This window comes from Streptomyces coeruleorubidus, from assembly GCF_008705135.1.
GTDB classification, from domain to species: Bacteria; Actinomycetota; Actinomycetes; order Streptomycetales; family Streptomycetaceae; genus Streptomyces; species Streptomyces coeruleofuscus.
Genome location: NZ_CP023694.1, coordinates 7,514,557 through 7,539,582, shown reverse-complemented (window position 1 = coordinate 7,539,582; position 25,026 = coordinate 7,514,557). Strand labels below are relative to the sequence as shown.

General features: G+C 73.0%; 23 protein-coding genes, 1 pseudogene and 1 riboswitch. Of the genes and pseudogenes, 10 read left to right on the top strand and 14 right to left on the bottom strand.

Going from position 1 to position 25,026, the window contains the following annotated elements; genetic code table 11:
• Positions 1 to 24: 24 nt before the first annotated feature.
• Positions 25 to 101, bottom strand: a riboswitch (cobalamin riboswitch).
• 101 nt (positions 102 to 202) lie between these two features.
• From cobG to CP976_RS34760, 3 genes are read left to right on the top strand one after another with little or no spacing between them, the layout of a single operon-like run.
• A complete protein-coding gene (gene cobG / locus CP976_RS34770; RefSeq protein ID WP_190146844.1) occupies positions 203 to 1,489 on the top strand; it encodes a precorrin-3B synthase in 1,287 nt (428 codons plus the stop codon).
• Positions 1,486 to 2,160 (top strand): precorrin-8X methylmutase, encoded by a 675-nt coding sequence (locus CP976_RS34765; protein ID WP_190146823.1) that lies wholly within the window; start codon positions 1,486 to 1,488, stop codon positions 2,158 to 2,160. Before cobG ends, CP976_RS34765 begins: the two co-directional genes overlap by 4 nt.
• The gene (locus CP976_RS34760) at positions 2,157 to 3,665 is read left to right on the top strand and encodes a precorrin-2 C(20)-methyltransferase (protein WP_150483880.1); all 1,509 of its coding nucleotides are present in this window, start codon (positions 2,157 to 2,159) and stop codon (positions 3,663 to 3,665) included. Before CP976_RS34765 ends, CP976_RS34760 begins: the two co-directional genes overlap by 4 nt.
• 178 nt (positions 3,666 to 3,843) lie before the next feature.
• Here the strand turns inward: CP976_RS34760 and CP976_RS34755 are convergent, their stop codons facing one another.
• Positions 3,844 to 4,608 (bottom strand): cobalt-precorrin-6A reductase, encoded by a 765-nt coding sequence (locus tag CP976_RS34755; protein ID WP_150483879.1) that lies wholly within the window; start codon positions 4,606 to 4,608, stop codon positions 3,844 to 3,846.
• 18 nt (positions 4,609 to 4,626) lie between these two features.
• On the opposite strand from CP976_RS34755, the gene CP976_RS34750 reads away from it, so the two are divergent.
• Entirely contained in the window at positions 4,627 to 5,745 is a 1,119-nt protein-coding gene (locus tag CP976_RS34750; protein ID WP_150483878.1) for a cobalt-precorrin-5B (C(1))-methyltransferase, read from the top strand.
• Positions 5,746 to 5,773: 28 nt separating this feature from the next.
• Here the strand turns inward: CP976_RS34750 and cobM are convergent, their stop codons facing one another.
• Both cobM and cbiE read right to left on the bottom strand, forming a co-directional pair.
• Positions 5,774 to 6,523, bottom strand: a complete 750-nt coding sequence (gene cobM / locus CP976_RS34745; RefSeq protein WP_150483877.1) for a precorrin-4 C(11)-methyltransferase — start codon at positions 6,521 to 6,523, stop codon at positions 5,774 to 5,776.
• The gene (gene cbiE, locus CP976_RS34740) at positions 6,520 to 7,794 is read right to left on the bottom strand and encodes a precorrin-6y C5,15-methyltransferase (decarboxylating) subunit CbiE (RefSeq protein WP_150483876.1); all 1,275 of its coding nucleotides are present in this window, start codon (positions 7,792 to 7,794) and stop codon (positions 6,520 to 6,522) included. The genes cobM and cbiE overlap by 4 nt, the downstream gene beginning before the upstream one ends.
• Before the next feature lie 258 nt (positions 7,795 to 8,052).
• On the opposite strand from cbiE, the gene CP976_RS34735 reads away from it, so the two are divergent.
• The gene (locus CP976_RS34735; RefSeq protein WP_150483875.1) at positions 8,053 to 8,781 is read left to right on the top strand and encodes a hypothetical protein; all 729 of its coding nucleotides are present in this window, start codon (positions 8,053 to 8,055) and stop codon (positions 8,779 to 8,781) included.
• A 7-nt stretch (positions 8,782 to 8,788) separates the two neighbouring features.
• Here the strand turns inward: CP976_RS34735 and CP976_RS34730 are convergent, their stop codons facing one another.
• A complete protein-coding gene (locus CP976_RS34730) occupies positions 8,789 to 10,354 on the bottom strand; it encodes an IucA/IucC family protein (RefSeq protein WP_150485625.1) in 1,566 nt (521 codons plus the stop codon).
• A 127-nt stretch (positions 10,355 to 10,481) separates the two neighbouring features.
• Here CP976_RS34730 and CP976_RS34725 point away from each other — a divergent pair, with 127 nt between their 5' ends.
• Entirely contained in the window at positions 10,482 to 11,978 is a 1,497-nt protein-coding gene (locus tag CP976_RS34725; protein WP_150483874.1) for an IucA/IucC family protein, read from the top strand.
• 52 nt (positions 11,979 to 12,030) lie between these two features.
• Here the strand turns inward: CP976_RS34725 and CP976_RS34720 are convergent, their stop codons facing one another.
• A complete protein-coding gene (locus CP976_RS34720) occupies positions 12,031 to 12,657 on the bottom strand; it encodes a winged helix-turn-helix transcriptional regulator (RefSeq protein WP_150483873.1) in 627 nt (208 codons plus the stop codon).
• Positions 12,658 to 12,743: 86 nt separating this feature from the next.
• On the opposite strand from CP976_RS34720, the gene CP976_RS34715 reads away from it, so the two are divergent.
• The 3 genes from CP976_RS34715 (at position 12,744) to CP976_RS34705 (ending at position 15,152) form a co-directional block, all read left to right on the top strand.
• On the top strand, positions 12,744 to 13,952 hold the full coding sequence (locus tag CP976_RS34715; RefSeq protein WP_150483872.1) for a pyridoxal phosphate-dependent aminotransferase: 1,209 nt from the start codon (positions 12,744 to 12,746) through the stop codon (positions 13,950 to 13,952).
• A gap of 82 nt (positions 13,953 to 14,034) precedes the next feature.
• Entirely contained in the window at positions 14,035 to 14,664 is a 630-nt protein-coding gene (locus CP976_RS34710; RefSeq protein ID WP_150483871.1) for a hypothetical protein, read from the top strand.
• A 65-nt stretch (positions 14,665 to 14,729) separates the two neighbouring features.
• A complete protein-coding gene (locus CP976_RS34705) occupies positions 14,730 to 15,152 on the top strand; it encodes an acyl-CoA thioesterase (RefSeq protein WP_150483870.1) in 423 nt (140 codons plus the stop codon).
• A gap of 33 nt (positions 15,153 to 15,185) precedes the next feature.
• On the opposite strand, the pseudogene CP976_RS44810 reads toward CP976_RS34705, so the two are convergent.
• From CP976_RS44810 to CP976_RS34660, 9 genes and pseudogenes are all read right to left on the bottom strand, one after another.
• Positions 15,186 to 15,914, bottom strand: a pseudogene (locus CP976_RS44810) (serine/threonine-protein kinase); the annotation flags it as partial.
• Positions 15,915 to 16,082: 168 nt separating this feature from the next.
• On the bottom strand, positions 16,083 to 17,471 hold the full coding sequence (locus CP976_RS34695) for a nucleobase:cation symporter-2 family protein (RefSeq protein ID WP_150483869.1): 1,389 nt from the start codon (positions 17,469 to 17,471) through the stop codon (positions 16,083 to 16,085).
• A 221-nt stretch (positions 17,472 to 17,692) separates the two neighbouring features.
• A complete protein-coding gene (locus tag CP976_RS34690) occupies positions 17,693 to 19,072 on the bottom strand; it encodes an 8-oxoguanine deaminase (protein WP_150483868.1) in 1,380 nt (459 codons plus the stop codon).
• A 120-nt stretch (positions 19,073 to 19,192) separates the two neighbouring features.
• Positions 19,193 to 20,116 carry a factor-independent urate hydroxylase gene (pucL, locus tag CP976_RS34685; protein WP_150483867.1) on the bottom strand — a complete coding sequence of 308 codons (924 nt, stop codon included), beginning with the start codon at positions 20,114 to 20,116 and terminating at the stop codon, positions 19,193 to 19,195.
• 6 nt (positions 20,117 to 20,122) lie between these two features.
• Positions 20,123 to 20,518 (bottom strand): hydroxyisourate hydrolase, encoded by a 396-nt coding sequence (gene uraH / locus CP976_RS34680; RefSeq protein WP_150483866.1) that lies wholly within the window; start codon positions 20,516 to 20,518, stop codon positions 20,123 to 20,125.
• 7 nt (positions 20,519 to 20,525) lie between these two features.
• Positions 20,526 to 21,035 carry a 2-oxo-4-hydroxy-4-carboxy-5-ureidoimidazoline decarboxylase gene (gene uraD, locus CP976_RS34675; RefSeq protein ID WP_150483865.1) on the bottom strand — a complete coding sequence of 170 codons (510 nt, stop codon included), beginning with the start codon at positions 21,033 to 21,035 and terminating at the stop codon, positions 20,526 to 20,528.
• Between the two features lie 160 nt (positions 21,036 to 21,195).
• Positions 21,196 to 21,564 (bottom strand): helix-turn-helix domain-containing protein, encoded by a 369-nt coding sequence (locus CP976_RS34670; protein ID WP_150483864.1) that lies wholly within the window; start codon positions 21,562 to 21,564, stop codon positions 21,196 to 21,198.
• Positions 21,561 to 21,812: a YkoF family thiamine-binding protein gene (locus tag CP976_RS34665; protein WP_059419634.1), complete on the bottom strand. Its 252-nt coding sequence runs from the start codon at positions 21,810 to 21,812 to the stop codon at positions 21,561 to 21,563. Before CP976_RS34665 ends, CP976_RS34670 begins: the two co-directional genes overlap by 4 nt.
• Positions 21,813 to 22,060: 248 nt before the next feature.
• The gene (locus CP976_RS34660) at positions 22,061 to 23,821 is read right to left on the bottom strand and encodes a trypsin-like serine protease (RefSeq protein ID WP_150485624.1); all 1,761 of its coding nucleotides are present in this window, start codon (positions 23,819 to 23,821) and stop codon (positions 22,061 to 22,063) included.
• 365 nt (positions 23,822 to 24,186) lie between these two features.
• Here CP976_RS34660 and CP976_RS34655 point away from each other — a divergent pair, with 365 nt between their 5' ends.
• Positions 24,187 to 25,008 carry a TIM barrel protein gene (locus CP976_RS34655; protein WP_150483863.1) on the top strand — a complete coding sequence of 274 codons (822 nt, stop codon included), beginning with the start codon at positions 24,187 to 24,189 and terminating at the stop codon, positions 25,006 to 25,008.
• The last annotated feature ends 18 nt before the right edge of the window (positions 25,009 to 25,026 follow it).

Below are 25,026 nucleotides of genomic sequence, written 5' to 3'. Positions count from 1 at the left end.
CCCGGGCGGGTGGTGGGACGGCGGGAGTTCCTGGCTCGCCCGGCCCGTGTGGGCCGGGCTCACAGTGGCGGGACCGCGCCGGACTCGCACCGGGCTTCCTCCCCTGTCGCCGTCGTGGCGTCGGCGGACCGGATGATCCACCGAGGAGCATAGTAAGGGTCGGGGGAAAAGGGCGGGGCATACACCGGGTGTGATGGTAGGTATGCTCGCCGCCATGTCCACGCCTGCCCTCCGTTCATCGCCCCAGGCCACAGCGGTCTCCCGGGACCGCGGTGACGCATGCCCGGGGACGCTGCGGCTGCACGCGGCGGACGACGGCGCGCTGGCCCGTGTCCGGGTCCCCGGCGGGGTCCTGACCGTGCGGCAGGCGCGGGCGCTCGCCGACGTGGCGGAGCGGCTGGGCGACGGTGACCTGCATCTGACCTCGCGCGGCAACGTGCAGCTCCGGGGTCTGGACGGCGGCTGCGCCGGGGAGTTGGCCGGGCTGCTGGACGCCGCCGGGCTGCTGCCCTCGCGCGGGCACGAGCGGGTGCGCAACATCGTGGCCTCGCCGCTGTCCGGTCTCGACGGGCGGGGCGCGCTGGACGTACGCCCCTGGCTGACGGCCCTCGACGCGGCGCTGTGCGCGAGCGAGGCGGCACAGGCCCTCTCGGGGCGTTTCCTGTTCGCGCTCGACGACGGACGCGGGGACGTGGCCGGTCTCGGTGCCGATGTGACGGTACGGGCGACGGCGGACGGCGGTGCGCGGCTCGGCCTCGGAGCGGCCGGCGATGCGCTGCACGTCACCGCCGGGGAGGCGGCGCGGGCCGCGCTGCTGGCCGCGGAGACCTTCCTGGAGGCGGCCCGGGCGAGCGGGGCACAGGTCTGGCGCGTGGAGGAACTCGCCCTTGCTGACGGCGAGTTGCTCGATGCGGTCGGCCGGCGCCTGACCGCCGAGGGCATCCGCCACGAGCGGCGGGGCCGGGAGACCGGCCGCGCGGACGGACCGCCCCCGGGAGTCGTCGGTGACGGCCTCTCCGTGCACGTACCGCTGGGCCGGCTCTCGGTGCGCCAATGGCGGGAACTGACGCATGTCGCCGCCGGTGAGCTGCGTCTGACGCCGTGGCGCGGTGTGGTTCTTCCCACACCGCGGACCCGCGCCGACGAGTCCCTCGCCCGCCTCGCCGCCACCGGCCTCGTCACCGACCCGGGCTCCCCCTGGCTGCGCGTCGGCGCCTGCGTCGGCAGGCCGGGATGCGCCAAGTCGCAGGCGGACGTACGGACCGACGCGGCCGGAACCCTCGGCGCGATCGCCCCGCACGGCCTGCCCCTGTACTGGTCCGGCTGCGAACGCCGCTGCGGGCACCCCCGGGGCGACCGCGTGGACGTGGTCGCCGCTCCGGACGGCGGCTACCGGCTCTCCACCGCCGTACGCGGCGAGGAGCCCCGGACCAGCACGATGAACGACCCCGCCCGACTCGCCGCCGCCCTGGCGGAGATCACCTCATGACCACCCCTACGACGACCGAGAGCAGCGAGAAGACCACCGTGACCACGTACGACTACGAGAAGGACGGCGCGGCCATCTACCGCCAGTCCTTCGCCACCATCCGCGCGGAGGCGGACCTCGCGGCCCTGCCCGCCGACGTCAGCCAGGTCGCGGTCCGGATGATCCACGCCTGCGGGATGGTCGACCTCGTACGGGACCTGGCCTACACGCCGGCCGTGGTGGCCCGGGCCCGTGCGGCCCTGCGCGCGGGCGCGCCCATCTTCACCGATGTGCAGATGGTGGCCAGCGGGGTGACGCGCAAGCGGCTGCCGGCCGGCAACGACGTGCTCTGCACGCTCTCCGACCCGTCCGTGCCGGAGCTGGCCGCGAAGCTGGGCACCACGCGCAGCGCCGCCGCGATGGAGCTGTGGCGGGACCGGCTGGAGGGCTCGGTGGTGGCCGTCGGCAACGCGCCGACCGCGCTGTTCCGGCTGCTGGAGATGATCGAGGAGGGGGCTCCGCGCCCGGCCGCCGTGATCGGTGTGCCGGTCGGCTTCGTCGGGGCCGCCGAGTCCAAGGACGCCCTGGCCGCGCATCCGTCCGGCCTGGAGCACCTGGTCGTGCGCGGCCGTCGCGGGGGCAGCGCCATCGCCGCCGCCGCGCTCAACGCGATCGCGAGTGAGGAAGAGTGAGCGGCAAGCAGTCCACAACGGGGCGGCTGTACGGGGTCGGGCTCGGCCCCGGTGACCCGTCCCTGATGACCGTACGGGCCGTGGAGGTCATCGCCGAGGCGGACGTGATCGCGTACCACAGCGCCCGGCACGGCCGTTCCATCGCCCGCTCGATCGCGGCGAAGCACATCCGCGCCGACCACATCGAGGAGCGGCTGGTCTACCCGGTCACGACCGAGACCACCGACCATCCCGGCGGCTACCAGGGTGCGATGGAGGAGTTCTACGCCGAGGCGTCGGCCCGGCTCGCCGCGCACCTGGACGCGGGGCGGACGGTCGCGGTCCTCGCCGAGGGGGATCCGCTCTTCTACGGCTCCTACATGCACATGCACAAGCGGCTGGCCCACCGCTACGACACCGAGGTGATCCCCGGCGTCACGTCCGTCTCCGCCGCCGCCGCGCGGCTGGGCACGCCGCTCGCCGAGGGCGAGGAGGTGCTGACGATCCTCCCGGGCACCCTGCCCGAGGAGGAGCTGACCGCACGGCTCGCCTCGACCGACGCGGCCGTGGTGATGAAACTGGGGCGGACCTTCACCAAGGTGCGCGGCGCGCTGGAGGCTTCGGGACGGCTGGGCGACGCCCGGTACGTCGAGCGGGCAACGATGGCCGGGGAGCGGCTCGCCGAACTGGCCGAGGTGGACGCGGAGTCGGTGCCCTACTTCTCGGTGGCCGTGCTGCCGAGCCAGGTGGACACCGAGCGGCCTCAGGCCCGGGAGCGGGGCGAGGTCGTCGTGGTCGGGACCGGGCCGGCCGGTCCGCTGTGGCTGACGCCCGAGACCCGGGGTGCGCTCGCCGCCGCCGACGACCTGATCGGCTACACGACCTACCTCGACCGGGTGCCGCGGCGGCCCGGGCAGGTCCGGCACGGCTCGGACAACCGGGTCGAGTCGGAGCGCGCCGAGTTCGCCCTCGACCTGGCCCGGCGCGGGCGGCGGGTCGCGGTCGTCTCCGGCGGCGACCCGGGCGTCTTCGCCATGGCGACGGCCGTCCTGGAGGCCGCGTCCCACGAGGAGTACGCGGACGTCCCGGTGCGGGTGCTGCCGGGCGTGACCGCCGCCAACGCGGCAGCGGCCCGCGCGGGCGCCCCGCTCGGCCACGACTACGCCACCATCTCGCTCTCCGACCGGCTCAAGCCCTGGGAGGTCATCGCCGAACGGCTGCACGCGGCGGCCTCGGCGGACCTGGTCCTCGCCCTGTACAACCCCGGCTCCCGCAGCCGCACCTGGCAGGTGGGCAAGGCACGCGAGCTGCTGCTGGAGCACCGGGCGCCGGACACCCCGGTCGTGGTGGCCCGGGACGTGGGCGGCACCGGCGAACGCGTCCGGATCGTACGGCTGGCCGATCTGGACCCGGCCGAGGTCGACATGCGCACGATCCTGCTGGTCGGCTCCTCCCAGACCCGGGCCGTACGGCGCGGGGACGGCGAGGAGATCGTGTGGACTCCGCGGCGCTATCCGGAGGCGTGAGGGGGCGCGGCGGCGGGCTCGCCGCCGGCTCGCAGAACGGGGCCGGTCACGGACCCGGCGCGAGGCGAGACCGCGTACCGGGCAACCGCGGCCGGACAGCCCTGGGCAGGGACGCGGCGGGAGGCAGGGCCGCGCAGCGGACGACCGCGGCCGGCCCGGCCCCGGACCACGCCGGTTCTCAGCCGCCGGCCGGCAACCCGCGCCCCTGGAACCACTCGCCGACCCACCGGGCCGCTTCCTCAGGACCGGTCACGACCGGGACGCCCTCGGGGACCGGGGGGCGGCGGATCACGAGGACCGGCAGGCCGGCCTCCCGGGCCGCCGTGAGTTTCGGTGCGGTGGCCGCTCCCCCGCTGTCCTTGGTCACCACGACGTCGACGCGGTGCCGGCGCAGCAGTTCGCGCTCGCCGTCGAGTGTGAAGGGGCCTCGGTCGAGCAGCACCTCCATGCGGGCCGGGTGCGGGGCCTCGGGCGCGTCCACGGACCGGACGAGGAACCACAGGTCGTCCAGCCCGGCGAACGCGGCCAGGCCCATACGGCCGGTCGTGAGGAACACGCGCCTGCCGAGCGCGGGCAGCAGCCTCGCGGCCTCTTCGAGGGAGCCGGCGTCGTGCCAGTCGTCGCCCTCGACGGGGACCCAGCCGGGGCGCCGCAGGGCGAGCAGGGGAACATGGGCGGTGGCGGCGGCCCGCGCCGCGTGGAAACTGATCGTCCCGGCGAAAGGGTGGGTGGCGTCGATGAGCACGTCCACCCGGTGCTCGCGCAGCCACGCGGCCAGCCCCTCCGCCCCGCCGAAACCGCCGATCCGGACCTCCCCCGGCGGCAGGCGGGGGCTGGCCACCCGCCCGGCGAGGGAACTGGTCAAGGTCAGGCCGGGCGTGTCGTGGAGCAGTTCGGCAAGACGGCGGGCTTCCGTGGTGCCGCCGAGAATCAGTACGCGCATGGAAGTCCAGGTCCGTTCATGAGCAGCGAAGTGAAGGGCGGCCGCAGGGCCCAGCTGGAGCACACCGGCCTGCGGCCCGGCTGGACCACCGGCGCCTGTGCGACGGCGGCCACGACGGCGGCGTACACCGCCCTGCTGACCGGCGAGTTTCCCGACCCCGTGACGATCACCCTGCCGAAGGGGCAGACGCCGTCGTTCGCGCTGGCCGTCGAGGAGCTGGGCGACGGGCACGCGATGGCGGGGGTCGTGAAGGACGCCGGAGACGACCCGGACGTCACGCACGGCGCGCTGGTCCGGGTCACGGTACGGCGGCTGCCCGCCGGAACCGGGGTCGTGTTCAAGGCAGGCCCCGGGGTCGGCACCGTCACCCGCCCGGGCCTGCCCCTGCCCGTCGGCGAACCGGCCGTCAATCCGGTCCCCCGCCAGATGATGCGCGACCACGTCGCCGAGGTCGCCGCCCGGCACGGCGGCCCGGGCGACGTCGAGATCACCGTCTCCGTCGACCACGGCGAGGAGATCGCCCGCTCCACCTGGAACCCCCGGCTCGGCATCCTGGGCGGCCTGTCCATCCTGGGCACGACCGGCATCGTCGTCCCGTACTCCTGCTCGGCGTGGATCGACTCCATCCGGCGGGGCGTGGACGTCGCGCGGGCGGCGGGGCGTACCCATGTCGCCGGGTGCACCGGGTCGACGTCGGAGAAGACGGTCGTGGCCGAGTACGGGCTGCCCGAGGACGCGCTGCTCGACATGGGCGACTTCGCGGGCGCCGTGCTGAAGTACATCCGCCGCCACCCCGTCGAACGCCTGACGATCTGCGGCGGTTTCGCCAAGCTCTCCAAGCTCGCCGCCGGGCACCTCGACCTGCACTCGGCCCGTTCCCAGGTCGACAAGGGCTTCCTCGCCGAGCTGGCTCGGCGCGGCGGCGCGGACGAGGTGCTGGCCGCACAGGTGGCGGATGCCAACACCGGGCTCGCCGCGCTCCAGTCGTGCCTGGCCGCCGGGGTGCCGCTCGGCGACCTGGTCGCCACGACCGCCCGCGACGAGGCCCTGACCGTGCTGCGCGGGGCGCCGGTCGTGGTCGACGTGATCTGCATCGACCGGGCGGGGACGGTGGTCGGGCGCAGCGCGCCGGCCTGACGGCGCGGGCCGTACACGTTCACCGCTGTCAGCACACGTGGCGTTCCCGCTCCGGCGAGTACAGGTGGCTGTCCCGGAACTGTTCCGCCCCGAGCGTCCGCCCCACCATGATCACGGCCGTGCGCAGCACACCGGCCTCCTTCGTCTTCCCCCCGATCTCGTCGAGGGTGCCGCGGATGATCAGCTCGTCCGGGCGGGAGGCGTAGGCGACGACCGCGGCGGGGCAGTCGGCGCCGTAGTGCGGGAGGAGTTCCTCCACCACGCGGTCCACGTACTTGGCGGCCAGGTGCAGCACGATCAGCGCGCCGCTGCGGCCGAGGGTGGCCAGGTCCTCGCCCTCGGGCATGGCGGTGGCCCGGTTGGCGACGCGGGTGAGGATCACGGTCTGGCCGACGGTCGGTACGGTCAGTTCCCGCTTCAGGGAAGCGGCCGCGGCGGCGAAGGCGGGGACGCCCGGGACGACCTCGTAGGGCACCCCGGCCGCGTCCAGCCGCCGCATCTGCTCGGCGACCGCGCTGAACACGGCGGGGTCCCCGGAGTGCAGCCGGGCCACGTCGTGCCCCTCCTCGTGGGCGCGCAGCAGCTCGGCGGTGATCTGGTCCAGGTCGAGCTGCGCGGTGTCCACCAGCCGGGCGTCCGGCGGGCATTCGGCGAGCAGTTCCCGCGGGACCAGGCTGCCCGCGTACAGACAGACCCGGCAGGCGGCGAGCGTGCGGGCGCCGCGCACCGTGATCAGGTCGGCGGCGCCGGGGCCGGCACCGATGAAGTACACGGTCATCTGTCTGCTCCTGAAGAAGGTCCTGAAGAGGTGTCGGGCGTTTTCCGTACGGCCCACTGGGTCACCGGCATCGCCTGCCGCCACCCGGTGAAGCCTCCCACCGGCACGGCATGTGCCACGGCGAGCCGCACCAGTTCGCCGCCGTGGCGCCGGTGGGCGTCGGCGAGCAGCGCCTCGGACTCCAGCGTCACGGTGTTGGCGACCAGCCGCCCGCCGCCGGGCAGCGCCTCCCAGCACGCGTCGAGGAGGCCGGGCGCGGTGAGACCGCCGCCGATGAACACGGCGTGGGGTGGCGGGAGTTCGGCGAGGACGGCGGGCGCGGCGCCGGTGACGACGCGCAGTCCGGGCACGCCGAGCCGGTCGGCGTTGCGGGTGATCCGCTCGGCGCGCGCCGGGTCCCGCTCCACGGTGACCGCGCGGCACGAGGGGTGGGTGCGCATCCACTCGACGGCGATCGAGCCGGAGCCGCCGCCGATGTCCCACAGCAGTTCGCCGGGCGCGGGGGCGAGCACACCGAGCGTGGCCGCGCGGATGTGCCGTTTGGTGAGCTGCCCGTCGTGCTCATAGGCCTCGTCCGGGAGCCCGGGCACGGCGCCGAGCCGCAGGGCGTCCGGGGCGCGGCGGCACTCCACGGCGACGATGTTCAGCGGATCACCGGGCTGCCGGCCCCCGGGCCAGTCGTCGGCGGTGGCCTCGTCGGTCGTGCGTTCCCTGTCGCCGCCGAGCTGTTCGAGGACGCGCATCCGGCTGGGCCCGAAGCCCCGGTCGCGCAGCAGGGCGGCGACCTCGCCGGGAGTGGTGGCGTCCGCGCTGAGGACGAGCAGCCGCCGGCCGTCGTGCAGGGCGGCGGCCAGGCGGGCGGCGGGCCGGCCGACGAGCGTGACGACCTCCACGTCCTCCAGCGGCCAGCCGAGCCGGGCGGCGGCGTAGGAGACGGAGGAGGGGTGCGGCAGGACGCGCAGGGCGCCGGTCTCCTCGGCGAGGGCGCGGCCGATGCCGTAGAACATGGGGTCCCCGCTGGCCAGTACGGCGATCCGGCGCCCGGCGTGCGCGGCGAGCAGGCCGGGGACGGCGGGGCGCAGCGGCGAGGGCCAGGCGAGGCGCTGCCCGGTGCACTCCGGGGGCAGCAGGTCCAGCTGCCGGGGTCCGCCGATCACGACCTCGGCCTCGCGCAGCGCGGTGCGGGAGGCGTCGGGCAGTCCGGCCCAGCCGTCGGCCCCGAGCCCGACGACGGTCACGGCGGCGGTCGGTGCGTCAGGTGCGGGGGTCACTGCGCGGTACCTCGGGGTTCGGGGGCAACAGAGGCGCACTCTACTGGGCGCTGACCAGCGCGCCTGTGCTCGGGTACGCCATCGCGCCCGGTCCCGGCTGCCCGCCCGGCTCCCCGTGCTCGTGTGCCGGACCGGTCATGACCCGCCCGGGCGCCGTCTGCCAGGGGCTCGGTCCCGACAGGTTCGGATACCGTTCGGGCGGAATCCGGCGAGGCGGGGGGCACGATGGGGTCGGGCGGATGGCAAGGGCCGGGGAACGTGACGTGGCTCCTGATGGGTGTCGCGACGCTCGTCGTCGGAGTGGCCATGACGCTGGAGGTCCGCGGGGCGCTGGACCGGGAGCGGGAGTTCCGTGCCGCGCCGGCCTGTGCCTCCGTCCCCGTGAAGGCGTCGGGGTGCCGGTGGGAGCAGGAGTTCACCGTCCGGAAGGCCGACCTGAACCGCGGGCGGCGGAACGGCTCGCCGGAGGCGGAGCTGCTGCTGCCCTCCGGCAAGCCCTGGTACGTGACGTTCCGGCAGACCGATCCGGTCGTGTCGGAGCTGGAGCCGGGCGAGAGGGTCGTCGGCCTGATCTGGCACGGGCAGGTCGTCGGGGTACGGGACGCCGACGGGCGGCGGCAGCAGACGTCCCACGGGCCCGTGGGCTGGTCCGAGGACCGCCTCGGCGGTGCGCTCGCCTGTTTCGCGTTCGGTCTGTCCGCCCTGGTCGGCGGGGCGTGGCCGCTGTTCGCGCGGGGTGACCGGCGGCACGCGACGGCAGGAGGCGTGGTGCGGTGGCACGGCGTCTGCATGGGCGTCGCGGCCCTCTTCACCCTGTGGGCGCAGTCCGCCAACGGCTGGCCGTTCTGGGCGGTCCCGGCGATCTGGGGACCGCTCGCGCTGCTCGGCCTGGCCTCCATGACGGCCTTCGTCATCGCCGCCCTGCGCGGGGACATGGACGACGAGGCCCCGTCCGCGCACGAGCCGAGCCCGACGGCGACGGCGTGAACTGCCCTCAGGCGCCGCGCAGCGGGTTGGGCAGCGGCAGGTAGCGCGCGTCCGCGCCGTCCGCGCCCGTCCAGCGGAGCAGCAGGTTCGTCTTGCCGGGGAGGGTGGGTGAGGCGAGCAGGGCGGGAATCTCAGGGACGTCGTGGCGGGCGAGTTCGCGGCGGGCGGCGGGCCAGGGGTCGAGGCCGGGGTGGCGTTCCGCGAGGGCGCCGGCGATCTCGCCGAGGTGGTTGACGACCAGGCAGTACACGAGCCGCTCCCAGCCGGCTTCCCGCTCCACGTCCGGCAGGAGTTTCACGCCCTCGGCGTCCCGGTACAGCGCCTGCACGGGTGTGCCTTCGGCGTCCACGGCGACCAGGGTGTTCTGGAGGTGCGCCTCGATGACGACACCATGGCGGGCGAAGGCAGTCATGGCCGGGGGCACCACCTGCGCCAGGTACGCGGACCACCACGCCCCGGGGTCGGCGGCCCGGTCGAGCGGGCTGCCGTCGAAGCCCTCGACGAGACCGGCGGCGAGCAGCGGGGTCGCACCGGGCAGGAGACGGCCTCCGAAGCCGTCCCGGACGAGGACGGCCAGGGCCTCGAAGGCGAAGTCGGCGGTGCGGTATCCCCGGTCGCTGAGCCAGGCCGGGGGGCCTTCGAACGTCTCGAAGGCGGCGCGCACGGCCGCGTCGGTCCGGCGCAGGGCGAGCAGGTCGTGACGCCACAGCCGGCGGATGTCGTTGGTGATGCGTACGTCCAGGCTGAACTTCAGGAAGAGGTCGGGCCCGGGCGCGTAGAGCGTGCGGATGGCGGCCGTCGGCCAGGTGCCGAAGGCGGTCGTGCCGAGCCGGACGAGTCTGCCGTCCGCGAAGGCGTCGGCGAGCTCCGGACCGGCCAGGTCGAGCTGCCAGGGGTGGGCGGGCAGCAGCCGGTAGCCGGGCGGGGCCGTACCGAGGGCGTCGAGGGGCGAGGTGTCGCCCTCCTCGACGACGGTGTCCTCGCGCAGCCCGAGCAGGGTCAGCGGGAAACGGGCGTACGCCTCGGGCGCGTACGGCAGCCAGCCGGCGGCGGGGCCGCCGCCGCGTGCCTTGGGGGCCGGGTGGTGGGTGTGGCCGGTGAGGAGGCACTGCTCGGAGCGCAGATAGGGGTCGTCGGGCGGGGTGGCCCGTGCGCGGGCGGCCAGCAGCGCGGCCACGGCGTCCCGGCTGTCGATCATCTCGGCGGGCAGTTCGTGGTTGGACAGCCCGGTGTGCCGGCGCAGTTCCTCGGCGACGAGTTTGACCAGCTCGGTGTGGCCGACCCGGTGCCAGCCGCCGGCTACACGGACCTCCGGCTGGGCGGGCCGCCGCGTGCCGCGCACACGCAGCAGGCGGTCCCCGCCGGGCAGGTGGTGCACCCGGTGCTCGCCCGTCTCGCTCACCGGCCGCGCCACCTCCCGCAGCAGGCAGTTCAGCAGCGGCACGGCGGCGTACGCGTCGGCCCGTTCGGCGAGGCCGTCGGTGACCGGGTCGTCCTGGGCGGAGACACCGTGTGCGGAGTCACCATGGGCACAGTCACCGTGGGCGGAGTCGTCGCCGTCGGGCGGGGGCATGAGGTCCACGCTTCCACTCGTTCCCTGCGGTCCTTGAAGGATTTCCGGACTTCCGGGCGGAGATGATCAGTATGCGTGCCGTCGTCATCCCGCCGTGACGCCCTATTCGTACCCGAGGAGCCCGCCCGTGCACCGTTCCCCCACCGCCGAGGCCGAGGTCGCCGACGAACTGGCCGTCGTACGGCCCGGTCTCCTGCCGCGGTACGAGGCGGAAGTGCCCGGTGCCCGGGCGGCCGTGCTGTCCCGTCTGTGGCGCGGTCTCGCCCACGATCCGCTGCCCTGGGTCACCCGCCGTGAGCAGGGCGGGGACGGGCTGACGCTGCACCTGTCCGACGGCCGCCGGCTGCACGGCCCGCGGCCGGATCCGTACGCGACCGGCGCGTACGTCACCGTCCTGCGGCTCGACGAGGCGGAGTACGACGATCCGGCCCGGCTGGTGACGGACCTCGCCGTACCGCACTCCGCGTCCTTCGCCGCCGAACTCGCGCACAGCGGCGCCTCGTTGGCGCTGTCGAGGGCGGGGCAGGAGGGGCGCGTCACGGACGGGTGGCCGGAGCACGACTGGGAGTGGGAGCAGCGGATCGTCGACGGGCATCCGTTCCACCCCACCTGCCGGTCCCGGCCCGGTTTCTCGGTGGCCGAGCAGCTCGCCTACGGGCCCGAGCACCGGCCGGTGGTGGAGCTGGGGCTGGTGCCGGTGCGGGCGGAGGAGTGCCTGGTGACGGGCGCGTGGCCGCGGGATCTGCGGGACGGGGGGCGGGTGGTGCTGCCGGTGCACCCGTGGCAGGCGGCGCACGTGCTGAAGCGGGTGTGCGAGGAGCGGCGCGCCGGGCATCCCCTGATGGCGCTGCGGACGCTGGCGCTGCCCGGGGGGTCGCACGTCAAGACCTCGCTCAGTGCCCGGCTGACGTCGTCGGTGCGGGACATCTCGCTGGCCTCGGTCGCGGCGTCCGCGGTGCTGTCGGAGTTCGCCGAGACGCCGGCGGCACACACCGACGGGCTTCTGCACGTGACCCGCACCCTGGGCGCGGCGGCGGCCGGCTCCCCCGACTTCGCGGCCGTTCTGCGGGAGCCGCCGGAGGCCTACGCGAGGGACGGCGAACGGGTCCTGCCCGTGGCGGCGCTCGCCACCACCGAACTGCCCCGCTCCCCCGCCTGGCTGGCGGGCTTCGCGCGCCTCGCCCTCACCGTCGGTCTGCGGCTGCTGGAGCTGGGCGTGGCCCTGGAGGCGCACGGCCAGAACCTCCTGGTGATCCTGTCGCCCGCGGGCGATCCGCTGCGGCTGGTCTACCGCGACCTGGCCGACATCCGCGTCAGCCCGGCCCGTCTCGCCCGGCACGGCATCGCGGTGCCCGACCTGCCCGCCCGCATGGTCACGGACGACGAACGCACGCTCCGGCGCAAGCTGTTCGGCTCGCTGGTGGCGGGAGCGCTGGCCGGCACGGCGGGGTCGGGGGCGGCGCTCACGGCGGCGCTGGAGACGGCCGTACGGGAGCTGCCCCGCACTCCGGGCCTCGCGGCGCTGCGCGCGGACCCGCTGCCCACCAAGGCGCTGACGCTGATGCGGCTCTCGCCGCAGACGGCCGGGGACCAGTGGGCGGAACTGCCCAACCCCCTTTCCTGAGGCCCAAGTGCCCGATATGCCATCAGAAGGCTCGCGTCACACGGGCCTTCTCTCATGCCTCGCGGAGCGCCTTCGCCAGCGTGCCCTCGCCGCTCACCTCGACCCGGCCCTCCCGCACGGCCCGGGCCAGGCTCAGCTCCCCCCGGCTGAGCGCCGTGCACGTGCCGGTGTCCAGGACCAGCCGGGCGTCCGGCTCCCCGGGGGCGGGCCCGTCGCCGTACACGGGCCCCTCCTCGGCACCGGCGTGCAGATGGAACAGCCCCTCCTCCAGGCGGACTTCGACGAGCCCCTCCCCGTCCAGCAGGCGCAGCAGCGGCAGGGCGAACCAGTGCGCCCGTACCGCGTCCGTCGGCCGCCGGTCCCCGAGTTCCGCCCGGCCCCACTCCCCCAGCGCCTGGAGCACGGGCAGCAACTCGCGTCCCCGGGTGGTGAGTTCGTACACGAAGGCCGCGCCGGGCGGGGGCAGCCGGCGGCGGGTCGCGAGGCCGTCGCGCTCCATGTCCTTCAGCCGCGAGGCGAGTACGTCCGTGCTGACACCGGGCAGGTCCGCGTGCAGGTCGGTGTAGCGGCGGGGACCGGCGAGGAGCTCCCGGACGATCAGCAGGGTCCAGCGGTCGCCGACGACGTCGAGGGCGCGGGCGGCGGAACAGTACTGGTCGTAGCTTCGGCGAGGTGGCATGCGACGCAGTCTAGACAAGTTGTTGGACTTTCCAAGCGGCTACTTGGTAAAACCAAGCAACACAAGTCGGCGAGGGGAAGCGGCGCATGGAGTTCCGGCAGTCGAGCAAACTGAGCGAGGTCTGTTACGAGATCCGCGGCCCGGTGATAGAGCACGCCAACGCGCTGGAGGAGGCCGGTCACAGCGTGCTGCGCCTGAACACCGGCAACCCCGCGCTCTTCGGGTTCGAGGCGCCGGAGGAGATCCTCCAGGACATGATCCGGATGCTGCCGCAGGCGCACGGCTACACGGACTCGCGCGGCATCCTCCCCGCCCGCCGCGCGGTCGCCCAGCGCTACCAGACACTGGGCCTGGAGGTCGGGGTCGACGACGTCTTCCTCGGCAACGGCGTGTCCGAACTGGTGTCGATGGCGGTCCAGGCACTGATCGAGGACGGCGACGAGATCCTCATCCCCGCCCCGGACTTCCCCCTCTGGACGGCCGTGACGACCCTCGCGGGCGGCAAGGCGGTCCACTACCTCTGCGACGAGCAGGCGGACTGGTACCCGGACCTGGACGACATGGCGTCGAAGATCACGGACCGCACGAAGGCCGTGGTCATCATCAACCCCAACAACCCCACCGGCGCGGTCTACCCGAAGGAGATCGTCGAGGGCATCCTGGACCTCGCCCGGCGGCACGGCCTGATGGTGTTCGCCGACGAGATCTACGACCAGATCCTCTACGACGACGCCGTGCACCACTCGGCCGCCGCGCTCGCCCCCGACCTGGTGGTGCTCACCTTCTGCGGCCTGTCCAAGACGTACCGCGTGGCGGGCTTCCGTTCGGGCTGGCTGGTGGTCACCGGTCCGAGGCAGCACGCGAAGGACTACCTGGAGGGCCTCACGATGCTGGCCTCCATGCGGCTGTGCGCCAATGCCCCCGCCCAGTACGCCATCCAGGCCGCGCTCGGCGGCCGGCAGTCCATCCGCGACCTCACCCTGCCGGGCGGCCGCCTGCGCGAACAGCGCGACGTGGCCTGGGAGAAGCTGAACGAGATTCCCGGCGTGACCTGCGTGAAGCCGAAGGGGGCGCTGTACGCCTTCCCGCGCCTCGACCCCAAGGTGCACAAGATCCACGACGACGAGAAGTTCGTCCTGGACCTGCTGCTGCGGGAGAAGATCCAGGTGGTGCAGGGCACGGGCTTCAACTGGCCGGCCCCCGATCACTTCCGCATCCTGACCCTTCCCCACGCCGATGACCTGGAGGCGGCGATCGGGCGCATCGGGCGGTTCCTGGGCGGATACCGGCAGTAGGGGCGGATGTCAGAGGCGGGTCGTAGCGTTGCAGTGGGCCGTCCGAGGGGACCGGACGGCCGGGCTCGGAAAGGAGCACGCCGTGACGCGACCGCCGACCGCCGCGCAGCGGCGGGTCATCGACGCCGCCGATCCGGTGACAGGCCGGCTGCGGGGTACGGAGTCACAGCTCGCGGCGCTGGTGAAGCGGGGGCTCGCCTTCCGGCACCCCCGGCCGCCGCACGACCACTTCCTGACGCCGGAAGGCCACCGGGTGCGGCAGGGCGTCATGCAGGTGCCCGAGCCCGCGGCCGAGGCCCCCGCCACCGCCGGTGTGTTCGCCGCGAGCGTCGGCGGCGAGGAGGCGGCGCAAGAGACAGGGCCCGCCCGGCGCCGTGAGGTGCACAGCGCCTGGCAGGGGCTGCTGGAGCTGCGCCGGATGACCAACCCGGACGGTGCCGTGGAGCGGCCGTGCGGCTGGGAGCGCACGCATCTCGTGCAGGCCGCCGCACTGGCGCTGGAGGCGGCCGGACACCGCCCGGCCGGGCGGGACGACGGGGGCTACCGGGTGCGGGAGACCCCGCAGCCGGAGGCCGTCGCCGTGTACGAGCCGGACGGCGAGGCGCTGCGGACCTGCGCGGCCACCTTGGAGGGGGCAGGCTGGCAGGTGAGCGAGCACAGCGAGCCGCGCACCGGGACCCGTTACCTCCTGGCCTCGCCGCGCCGAGCGTGATGGGCATGCCAAGATCAGTGGATCGTTGCGTACGCCACGAGTGTCCGGTGCGAGAAGGGAAGCCCATGAGCGAGCCGTTTTCCGTCCCGGTGACCGTCCGCGGTTACGAGACCGACGTGCAGGGTCATCTCAACCAGAGCGTGTATCTGAACTACGCGGAACACGCCCGCTGGTCGTTACTGCGGGCCGCGGGGATCAGCCAGTCCGCCCTCATCGGCAGCGGCGTGGGCCCGGTCGCCCTGGAGACCACCATCCGCTACAAACGCGAGCTGCTCGCGGGCGACGAGGTCGAGGTGACCTGTGCCTTCGCCTGGGGCGAGGGCAAGACGTTCCGCATCGAGCAGACGGTCCGCAAGTCCGACGGCACGGTGGCGGCCGAGATCACGGCGGTCGGCGGCCTGCTGGACCTGAAGGCCCGCAAGCTGGTCCCGGGCCCCCAGGAGTACTTCAGGAAGCTGGCGTCGGAGCCGGGGGTGTTGGGACTCTAGGCCGCCTTCTTCCAGATGGTCATGTCCACCATGAGGGAGGCTGGTCGCGGCCGGGGTCGGACGGGACGCTTCCGGTGTCCCGCCACCCGCCCCCGACGCAGGCCCGGATGCCGAGGGCGCCCCCGTCGACGACTCCGGCGCGGACGACCGTCCGGACTTCTCCGGGCCGGGCGTCGAGGGTGCGCCCGCCACCCAGTCGCGGAATCTGTCCCCCGCGTCCGCGACCGTCCACGCCAGGCCGGTCAGCACCAGCGCCCCCGCCGTCACGGCCGCGGCCGTGATCAGTGCGCCACGCCGTCTGCGCGCCCGTCTCTCCTCCGGCCCCGGCGGTTGCGTCTGTGGCCGCGTGACGACCAGTGGCTGCCTCTGCACCCGCGTCGGGTCGAGGGTCGCCGGGGAGACCCGGGTGGCGTCGAGGTCCGCCGGGGAGGGAACCGTCACCTCCGGCCCCATGACGTCCCGCCAGACGGCCGGGCCCGCCCCCGCGTCGGCGTCCGCGCCCAGCCGCTGCCGGCACCACTCGACGATCTCGGCCAAGTCCGCCCGCTCCCGCGGGTCGGCGGCCAGACACCGGGCCATCAACGGACGGAGCTGCTCGGGCAGCGCGGTCAGGTCGGGTTCGTCGTGCACGATCCGGTACAGCACCCCGACCGCGGAGCCGTCCCCGTACAGCGGTCGGCCCAGCGCCGCGAACGCCGCCGTCTGGCCCAGCGCGAAGACGTCGGTCGCCACCGTGACCTCACCCCGAGCCGGGCGGCCAGGCGGTATCCGGCCACCGTGGGCGGATCGTCCGCCTGCAACGGCCGGAACACCTCGGACGCGTGGTTCATCGGTCCGTCTCCCCCTCGTCCCCTGTCCCCTGTCCCCCGGTCAACGGTGAGTTGACCGAGGCAGAAGCCTAAGCGGAGTTGGGAGCTGTTCTGGCCGATCTCATGGTGCTGCCGGGGTCCGGGGGACGCCCGTGATCTCCTCGCCCGCCTCCATCGGGTGGGTCACGTCGTGGGCGTCCCGGTCGCGCGGGCCCAGGTGGTTGAAGACCAGGTTCAGCAGGACCGCCGCGACACAGCCCGTCGAGATGCCCGAGTCCAGGACGATCCGCGCCGTCTCCGGGAAGGCGTGGTAGAACTCCGGCGCCGTGATGGGGATGATGCCGACGGCCAGGGAGACGGCCACGATCAGGACGTTGTTGTCCTTCTCCAGGCCGGCCCGGACCAGGGTCTGGATGCCGCTGGCCGCGACCGAGCCGAACAGGACCACGCCCGCCCCGCCGAGCACCGGGCGCGGTACGACGGCGATCAGCGAGGCGGCCATCGGGCACAGGCCCATCAGCACCAGGAAGCCGCCGCCGGCCGCGACGACGTACCGGCTGCGGATCTTCGTCATCGCGACCAGGCCGATGTTCTGTGCGAAGGCGCTGCACATGAAGCCGTTGAAGAGCGGGCTGATCGCGGAGCCGAGGGTGTCGGCGCGCAGGCCGGCCGCGATGGTCTTCTCGTCGGCCGGGCGGTCGACGATCTCACCCAGCGCCAGCATGTCGGCGGTCGACTCGGTCATCGACACCACCATCACCACGCACAGGGAGAGGATCGCGGCGAGCTGGAACTGCGGGGCGCCGAAGTGGAAGGGGGTCGGGAAGCCGATGACCGCGGCGTCGGCGACCGGGCCGAAGTCCGTGGCGCCGAACGGGATCGCGATCAGTGTGCCCGCGACCAGGCCGAGCAGCACCGCGATCTGCTTGACGAAGCCCCGGGTGAAGCGCCGCAGCAGCAGGACGACGACGAGGGTGCCGGCGGCCAGCCCGAGGTTGGTCGCCGAACCGTAGTCGTGCGCCGCCGGGTCGGGGCCCTGCGCCCAGCCGAAGGCGACCGGGAGCAACGAGATGCCGATCAGGGTGATGACCGTGCCCGTCACCACCGGCGGGAAGAAGCGGACCGCCTTGCAGAAGACGGGGGCGGCTATGAAGCCGAGGAGCCCGGCGACGATGACGGCGCCGAAGATGACCGGCAGGGCGTCGGACTTGTCCTCGGTGGAGGCGACGATCGCGGTCATCGGGGCGACACCGGCGAAGGTGACGCCGTTGACGAACGGCAGCCGGGCGCCGATCTTCCAGACGCCGATGGTCTGCAGGAACGTGGCGAGGCCCGCGGTGAACAGGCAGGCGCCGGTGAGGAAGGTCAGGTCGGTGGCGGTCAGGCCGATGGCCGCGCCGACGATCAGGGGTGGGGCGACGACTCCCGCGTACATCGCGGCCACATGCTGGAGGCCGGTCGTCGCCATCTTGAGCGCGGGGAGTTTTTCGTCAACGGGGTGGTCGGCCACGGCGGCTTCCCTCCGGTCGGTTACACGGCTGCGCCGGATGACGGCCGTGGGTGTCAAGGAGGTGGTGCGGGTGGTCGTGCGGGACCGGACGTGCGGGACGGGGGTGGCCGTTCCGGGGCGCACGCGTGTACGCGCGCCCCGGAGACGACCGCCGTGGACCCCGCTCGGGTCCGCGGCCACCGACCGGGAGCCGTCCCTCCCGGCCGGAGTCATCCGGGTGTTCAGCCCTGCGCGGCGATCCTCGCCAGCCGCTGGGCCTCGTCCCGCGTGGAGCGGGCGATGGCGTCCTCGTCGGCCGTGAGCAGCCGCCCGTCCTCGACGATCTGCCGGCCGTCCACGAAGGAGGCGGTGACCGGGGCCGCCGCGCCGAAGACCAGGGCGGTCACCGGGTCGGCGATGGAGGCGTGGGCGAGCGTGTCCAGCTTCCACAGGACCAGGTCGGCGAGCTTGCCCGGCTCCAGGGAGCCGGTCTCCGCCGCCCGGCCCAGCACCTGGGCGCCGCCGTACGTGCCGAGGCGCAGCGCCTGGCGGGCGTTCAGGGCGGCCTCCTTGTGCGCGCCGAGTCGGTTGATGAGGAGGGCGTTGCGCAGCTCGGTGTGGAGTTCGCCGGACTCGTTGGAGGCGGTGCCGTCGACGCCGAGGCCGACCGGGACGCCGGCCGCGAGCATGTCGGGGACGCGGGCGATACCGGCCGCGAGGCGGGCGTTGGACGACGGGCAGTGCGCGACGCCGGTCCTCGTGCGGGCGAAGGCGGCGATGTCGGAGTCGTTCATGTGGACGCAGTGCGCCATCCACACGTCCTCGCCGAGCCAGCCGGTGGACTCGAAGTAGTCGGTCGGTCCCATGCCGAACAGTTCGTGGCAGAACTTCTCCTCCTCCACGGTCTCCGAGCCGTGGGTGTGGAGCCGTACGCCGAGGCGGCGGGCGAGCTGGGCGCCGTCCCGCATCAGTTCGGTGGAGACGGAGAAGGGCGAGCAGGGCGCGACGGCGACCTGGGTCATGGCGTCGAAGGAGGAGTCGTGGTGCCGCCGGACGGTGTCCTCGGTGGCGGCCAGCGCCCCGTCGAGGGTCTCGACGGCGAAGTCCGGGGGCAGGCCGCCGTCCTTCTCGCTGCGGTCCATGGAGCCGCGGGCGAGGGTGAAGCGGACGCCCATGTCGCGGGCGGCGCCGATGATCGCGCCGGACAGGTCGCCGGAGCCCTGCGGGAAGACGTAGTGGTGGTCCATGGCGGTGGTGACGCCGCCGCGGGCCATCATCGCGAGCGAGCCCCGGGCCGCCGCGCGCACCATCGGCTCGTCGATGCGGGCCCAGACGGGATACAGCGCGACCAGCCAGTCGAAGAGGTTGTGGTCCGTGGCCAGACCCCGGGTGATCCACTGGTAGAAGTGGTGGTGGGTGTTGATCAGTCCGGGGGTGACGAGGTGACCGGAGGCGTCGATACGGCGTACGACGTTCTCCAGGCCCTCGGGGGCTTTGCCCGCGCCGACCGACTCGATGCGGTTGCCGGCGAGGACGACGTGCCCGGAGGCGTACTCGGTGTCGTCGGCGTCGACGGTCGCGATCGCACAGTTCTCGATGACGATGCGCCGGGCTGCTGCCATGGTTCGTCCTTTGCGCTGGGTTGGAGGGGGCACGGCAGGACCCTGGGAGTTTGAGTGCCGTGGCCGAGGAGAAGGGTTCCCCGGCCACGGGTGCCGAAAGAGGGAACGTCGGGAGGGGCGTCAGAGGTTGGTCAGGTCCACGGGGATCCTCGCCTCGCAGCCGTCCCGCAGGATCGTCGCCTCGATCAGGCCGTAGGGGCGGTCGGCGGCGTAGTACACCTCGTTGTCGTTCTTCAGCCCGAACGGCTCCAGGTCGACCAGGAAGTGGTGCTTGTTCGGGAGGGAGAAGCGGACCTCGTCGATCTCGCTGCGGTTGTCGATGATCCGCGCGCCCATCTGGTACATCGTCTGCTGGAGCGAGAGCGAGTACGTCTCGGCGAAGGCCTGGAGCATGTGCTTCTTCGTCTGCTCGTAGGACTTCTCCCACTTGGGCATGCGCTGGTCGTCGTCGGTCCAGTTGAACCGCCAGCGGCCGGAGACCTGGGTGGCCAGGATGCGGTCGTAGGCCTCCTTCAGCGTCGTGTACTTGTCCTTGACGTAGCCCCAGAACTCGGAGTTGGTCGAGTTCATCACGACGAGGTCCTTCAGACCCGAGATCACCTCCCACGACGAGCCGTCGTAGGTGATCTGGGTGAGCCGGGTCTCCTGGCCCTTGCGTACGAAGGAGTGCTTGACCTCGTCGGCGCCGATGAACCGCGAGTTGGCGTCGGAGGCCTCGATCCGCTCCCAGGCGTACTCCTCGATGCGGATCCGGGCCCGGTGGATCGGCTCCTGGCTGGTGACGAAGTGACGGGCGAGGTGGATGCCGAACTGCTCGGCGGACTCGATGCCGTGCTCCTTGGCGAACGCGTACACCGTGTTCTTGGTGGTGTCGGTGGGCAGGACGTTGGCGTTCGAGCCGGAGTAGTGGACCTCTTCCATGTCGCCGCTCAGCGACACGGAGACGTTCAGGTCCTTGATGTGGTGGGTGGCGCCGTCCCGCGTGATCTTGACGACTCGGTTCTCGGCCTTGCCGTACTGGTTCTGTCCCAGAATGGTGGGCATGAGTAGCTAGCTCCCTCGGTATACGGAGTAGCCGAACGGGTTGAGCAGCAGCGGTACGTGGTAGTGCTCGCCCGGTACGACGGCGAACGTGATCGCCACCTCCGGGAAGAACACCCCGGCGCCGCTGTCCCGATTCGCGGGGGCGTCCTGCTGCGCATCGGCTTGCTTCTTCTCGAAGTACGGCTCCACCGCGAAGTCGAGCCGTACCTGGGTGGTCCCCTCCGGCAGGGCCGGGAGGTCCTTGCACCGGCCGTCCGCGTCGGTCGCGGAGCCGCCGAGCGCCTGCCAGTGGGCCGCGCGCCCGCTGCGGGCGGAGAGCTGGACGGCGACGCCCTCGGCGGGGCGGCCGGCGCTGGTGTCCAGGATGTGCGTGGACACGGACGCGGTGGCGGAGGTGCTCATGCTGCTGTCAGTCCTCTTCGACGAGTCGGGCCAGGCGGATGCGGTTGATCTTCCCCAGTTCGGTGCGGACGATCTCCCGCTCCCGCTCCGGCGTGTTGCCGATCCGCTCCCTGACCGCGTCCCGCATCTGCTCGCCGGTCCGGCCGGTGGCGCAGATCAGGAAGACGTGGCCGAACTTCTCCTGGTAGGCGAGGTTCAGCTCCAGCATCTCGGCCTTGAGTGCGTCGGAGGCGCCGGCCATGCCGCGCTGCTCCCTGGCCGAGGTCGGGTCGCCGGGTTTCGGGCGGCCGATGGGCGGGTGGCCGGCCATCGCCTCCGCGAGGTCCTGCGCCGTCAGCTCCGCCATGGCGGCGTCGCTCGCGGCGTACAGCGCCTCGGGGGTGGCGTAGGGACGGGCGGCGAGCAGCCGCTTCGCCCACGCCGTGGAGGCGCACGCCTCGTGGAGCGCGGTGAAGGCCGCGTGCTCCTCGAGGGCGTTGAACCGGGCCAGGCCCGGCGGCGTGGAAGTGGAAGTCACGGGAGCCTCCGTGGCCGGGTACGGCCTTCGTGCTGAACGGGCGTGCCGATAGCTAACGCCCTCCCGCGACAGCACGTCAACAGTTTGTTGAAAATTCCGTGTGTCGAAACCCGGCGAGGCGGCGAAACCGGGCATGAGCCCGGTCAGGGCATGGGCCCGGTCAGGTGCCCTTCTCGCGGTTGAGGTAGTTGTAGACGGTGAAGCGGCTGACGCCCAGGGCGCTCGCCACGGTCTCCACCCCGTGCCGTACGGAGAAGGCGCCGCGCGCCTCGAGTATCCGTACGACCTCCTGCTTGGCCTTGCGGTCCAGGTCGGCCAGCGGCATGCCCTTGCGGCGCTCCATGGCGGCGAGGATGTGGTCGAGGGAGTCGGCGAGCTGCGGCAGCCGTACGGCGACGGCGTCGGTGCCCTCCCAGGACAGGACGACGTCGTCGGGGCCTGCCTCGTCGGGCGGGATCATCTCGCCGCCCATGGCGTCGACCAGGGGCTTCACCGCCGCGATGAACGGCTCGTCCCCGGCGCCGCTCATGCCTCGCCCTCCTCGATCACGTTGACCTGGAGCGAGACCCGGGTGGCGCCCGCCTCCAGGGTCTTGCGGAGCAGGGCGTCCACGGCGGTGAGCACCGCGTCGGCGCCGCCCTCGGCGGTGTTGCCGAACGGGCCCACGTCCACTGCGTCCAGTTCGGCGGCCTCCACGACCTCGCGGGCGACCACCGCGTGCGCGGGCGCCTCATCGAGGTCGAAGGGCTCGGTGGTGAACTCCACTCTCAGTCGCATACTGCCCCCAGAACCGTTGTGACCTGTGCGACCCTAGCCGACCCCGGGGCGGACCGGACCGGCTGCGCGGGCACTCCGCGTTCCGCGCGCGGGCACCCGTCCTCCATCGGTCTCCATCGTCCTCCACCGCCGGGAGTCGTGGCCGGGAAGGGGAGGGCTGGGCACACGGCGCCCAGCGCCCACCGCGGGCGGCGATGGGCGCCGTGTGTGACCGTTACCGGCGGGGTGAGCCTCGCTCACCTGCGGTTTCAGCCCCAGATGTCGTACTGCTGGAAACCGGTGCCGACCGAGACCCGAGGAGCGAAGATCTCGGAGGTCGCCTTCCCGGTGCCCTTGTAGAGGTAGAGCGTGCCGCCGGGGGTGCGGGCCAGGAAGTCGGCGTTGCCGTCACCGCTGATGTCGCCGACCGCGTCGAAGGCGTTGTAGCCGGTCCAGGCGCTGCGCACCTTGATCCGGGAGGAGAGGGCCTCGGAGCCGGCCTTGCCGGTGGCCTTGTACAGGTACAGGTCGCCGGTGCTGGACTGGCGGGCGAGCAGATCGGCTCTGCCGTCACCGGTGAAGTCGCCGTGGCCGCGCACGGAGTTGTACTGGTTCCAGCCGGTGCGGACCGAGAAGCGCGAGCCGAAGGTGCCGTTGCCCTTGCCCGGGTAGATCCACATGGTCCCGCCGGAGTCCACCGACAGCAGGTCGGGCAGGTAGTCGCCGGTGACGTCGCCCGGCACGATGATCCGGGTACGGGTCTTCCAGCCGGTGGCGATCTTCGTGTCGGTCCACGAGCCGCCCGTGCGGGCGCTGTTGAGCACGAAGTGTTCCCAGTACACGTCACCGGTGGAGCTGACCCGGTAGATCAGGTCCTGGTAGCCGTCCCGGTTGAGGTCCGTCTGAAGGACCAGGTTGACGCCGCTCCAGTTGCCCCAGGAGGCGCGGGCGCCGAAGGAGCTGCCGTTGGAGTCCTTCTCGTAGCCGGTCTTCGTGGCGGACTCCCGGACGAAGATGTCGGCCTTTCCGTCGGCCCTGCCGTTGAAGGTGCTCAGGTTCGTGTCGTCGATCTGCCTGCAGGCGGAGCCGGCGTAGGCACTCACTCTGGTGAAGACGCTGTAGTAGCCCTTCTCCACGCAGTTCCTGCCCCAGGAGACCACTCCGGCGATCCTGCCGCCCACCACGAGCGGGCCGCCGGAGTCTCCGTTGCACGCCGCGCTGGTACCGGTGTCGCTCCCGCTCTGCGTGCCCGCGCAGACCATGCGCCCCGGGACGTAGGCCACGTCGTAGACGCCGGCGCAGGTGCTGTCGGAGCGCAGGGTCAGCGTGGCCGTCCGCAGCGTCTGGGACAGGTCCTGGCTGGTGGAGCTGGTACGGCCCCAGCCGTAGACCTTGGCCTGGGTGCCGGCGGCGTACGAGGCGGTGTCGCCGTGGGCGACCATGCGGATCGGGGTGGCCTTGACCGGGACGGCCAGGGTGAGCATGCCGAGGTCGCTCTCGTACCTCCCCACCTCCCTGTCCACCGGGTCGTACCCCGATTGCCACCACTGGCGCAGCACGGCCGTGGCCTGGCCGCCGTGCAGGTCGGTGGTGCCGGTGGAGTCGGTGGTGGGCAGTTGAGCGGTACCCGTGACGACGGCGCCGTGGGCCTGCCAGTCGTAGTTCCTGTTGTCGTGCCTGAGGCAGTGGGCGGCGGTAAGGATCTTCGTCGGTGCCACGACCGCGCCACCGCAGAAGAAGCTCACGTCGTCGTCGGCCTCGGGGGTGCTCCTGTCGTCGTGGTACCAGAGCTGGGCCATCCACGGGGCCGTGCTGATGGTGGTCTCGCTGCCACCGATGATCTTCGGGTCGATGCCCGACGTGCTCGTGCCGGAGCTGAGCGACGACTTCTCGGTCGTCCGCCCCGGGGTGTCGTCGCCGGCGAGGGCGCCCGCGATGCGCTTTTCCAGGGTGGGGAGCGAGGGCGAGCCGATGACCGGCTCGACCGTCGGGTTCGGCACGGCGGTGGCCGCACCGGCGGATGAGGTCATCAGCGCGGCGGCGACGGCCGCGGCGACGCCGGCGGCGACGACGGGCAGGGCGATGCGTATCCGGCGTCTGTGACGGCCGCCGGACGGTGTCGTGATCAAAGGAGTCCCCCCCAGAGGAACATGAGACAGGAGGGACGCGAGTCGCGTCCCTCCTGCTCAGCGCCGAAAGGCCGGCCTCCGTCACTCTCCCGCCGAGCCGCGACCTCGCGCCGCCCAGGACGGTGGACCTCACACATGTCCAGGCCACGGGATCACGACCCAACGCAGCTCCCGCCCCTTGACAAGCCACGACGCCCGGCGGCAGTCTTCCGGTAAGCAGAAAGCAACTTCCATAATGCGAAACTAGCGGAAGGGAGCGCGGCCCGATGGGATTCGCAGACCAGCGCTTCAACGTCAACCTGTCGATCCTCTTCACGGAACTCCCGCTCCTGGAGCGTCCCGCGGCCGCCGCCGCGGCCGGCTTCACGGCGGTCGAGCTGTGGTGGCCCTGGGTCGACTCGCCCACCCCTGAACAGTCGGAGCTCGACGCGCTGAAGAAGGCCGTCGAGGACGCCGGCGTCCAGCTCACGGGCCTCAACTTCTACGCCGGTCAACTGCCCGGCCCCGACCGTGGCGCCCTGTCGATCCCGGGCGAGGAGTCGGAGAGGTTCCGCGCCAACATCGACGTGGCGGCCGGCTTCGCCGCCTCCCTGGGCTGCACGGCGCTCAACGCCCTGTACGGCAACCGCGTCGAGGGCACGGACCCGGCCGAGCAGGACGCGCTCGCGCTGGAGAACCTGGCGCTCGCGGCCCGGGCCGCCGACCGGATCGGCGCGATCCTGCTGATCGAGGCGCTGAACCAGATCGAGTCGCCGGCGTATCCGCTGGTGTCGGCACCGGCCGCCGTCGGCGTCGTCGACAAGGTCAACGACACGACGGGACTGGGCAACGCCCGCTTCCTCATGGACCTCTACCACCTGTCCATGAACGGCGAGGACCTGCCGCAGGTGATCGAGCGGTACGCCGCGAAGACCGGCCACGTCCAGATCGCCGACAACCCCGGCCGCGGCGCCCCCGGGACGGGCTCGCTGCCCCTCGAAGACCTCCTCGACCGGCTGAACAAGGCGGGTTACGACGGCTGGGTCGGCCTCGAGTACAAGCCGGGCGACCGCCCCAGCGCCGAGGCCTTCGACTGGCTGCCCCGCTGACCCCCGCACCGAAAGGCA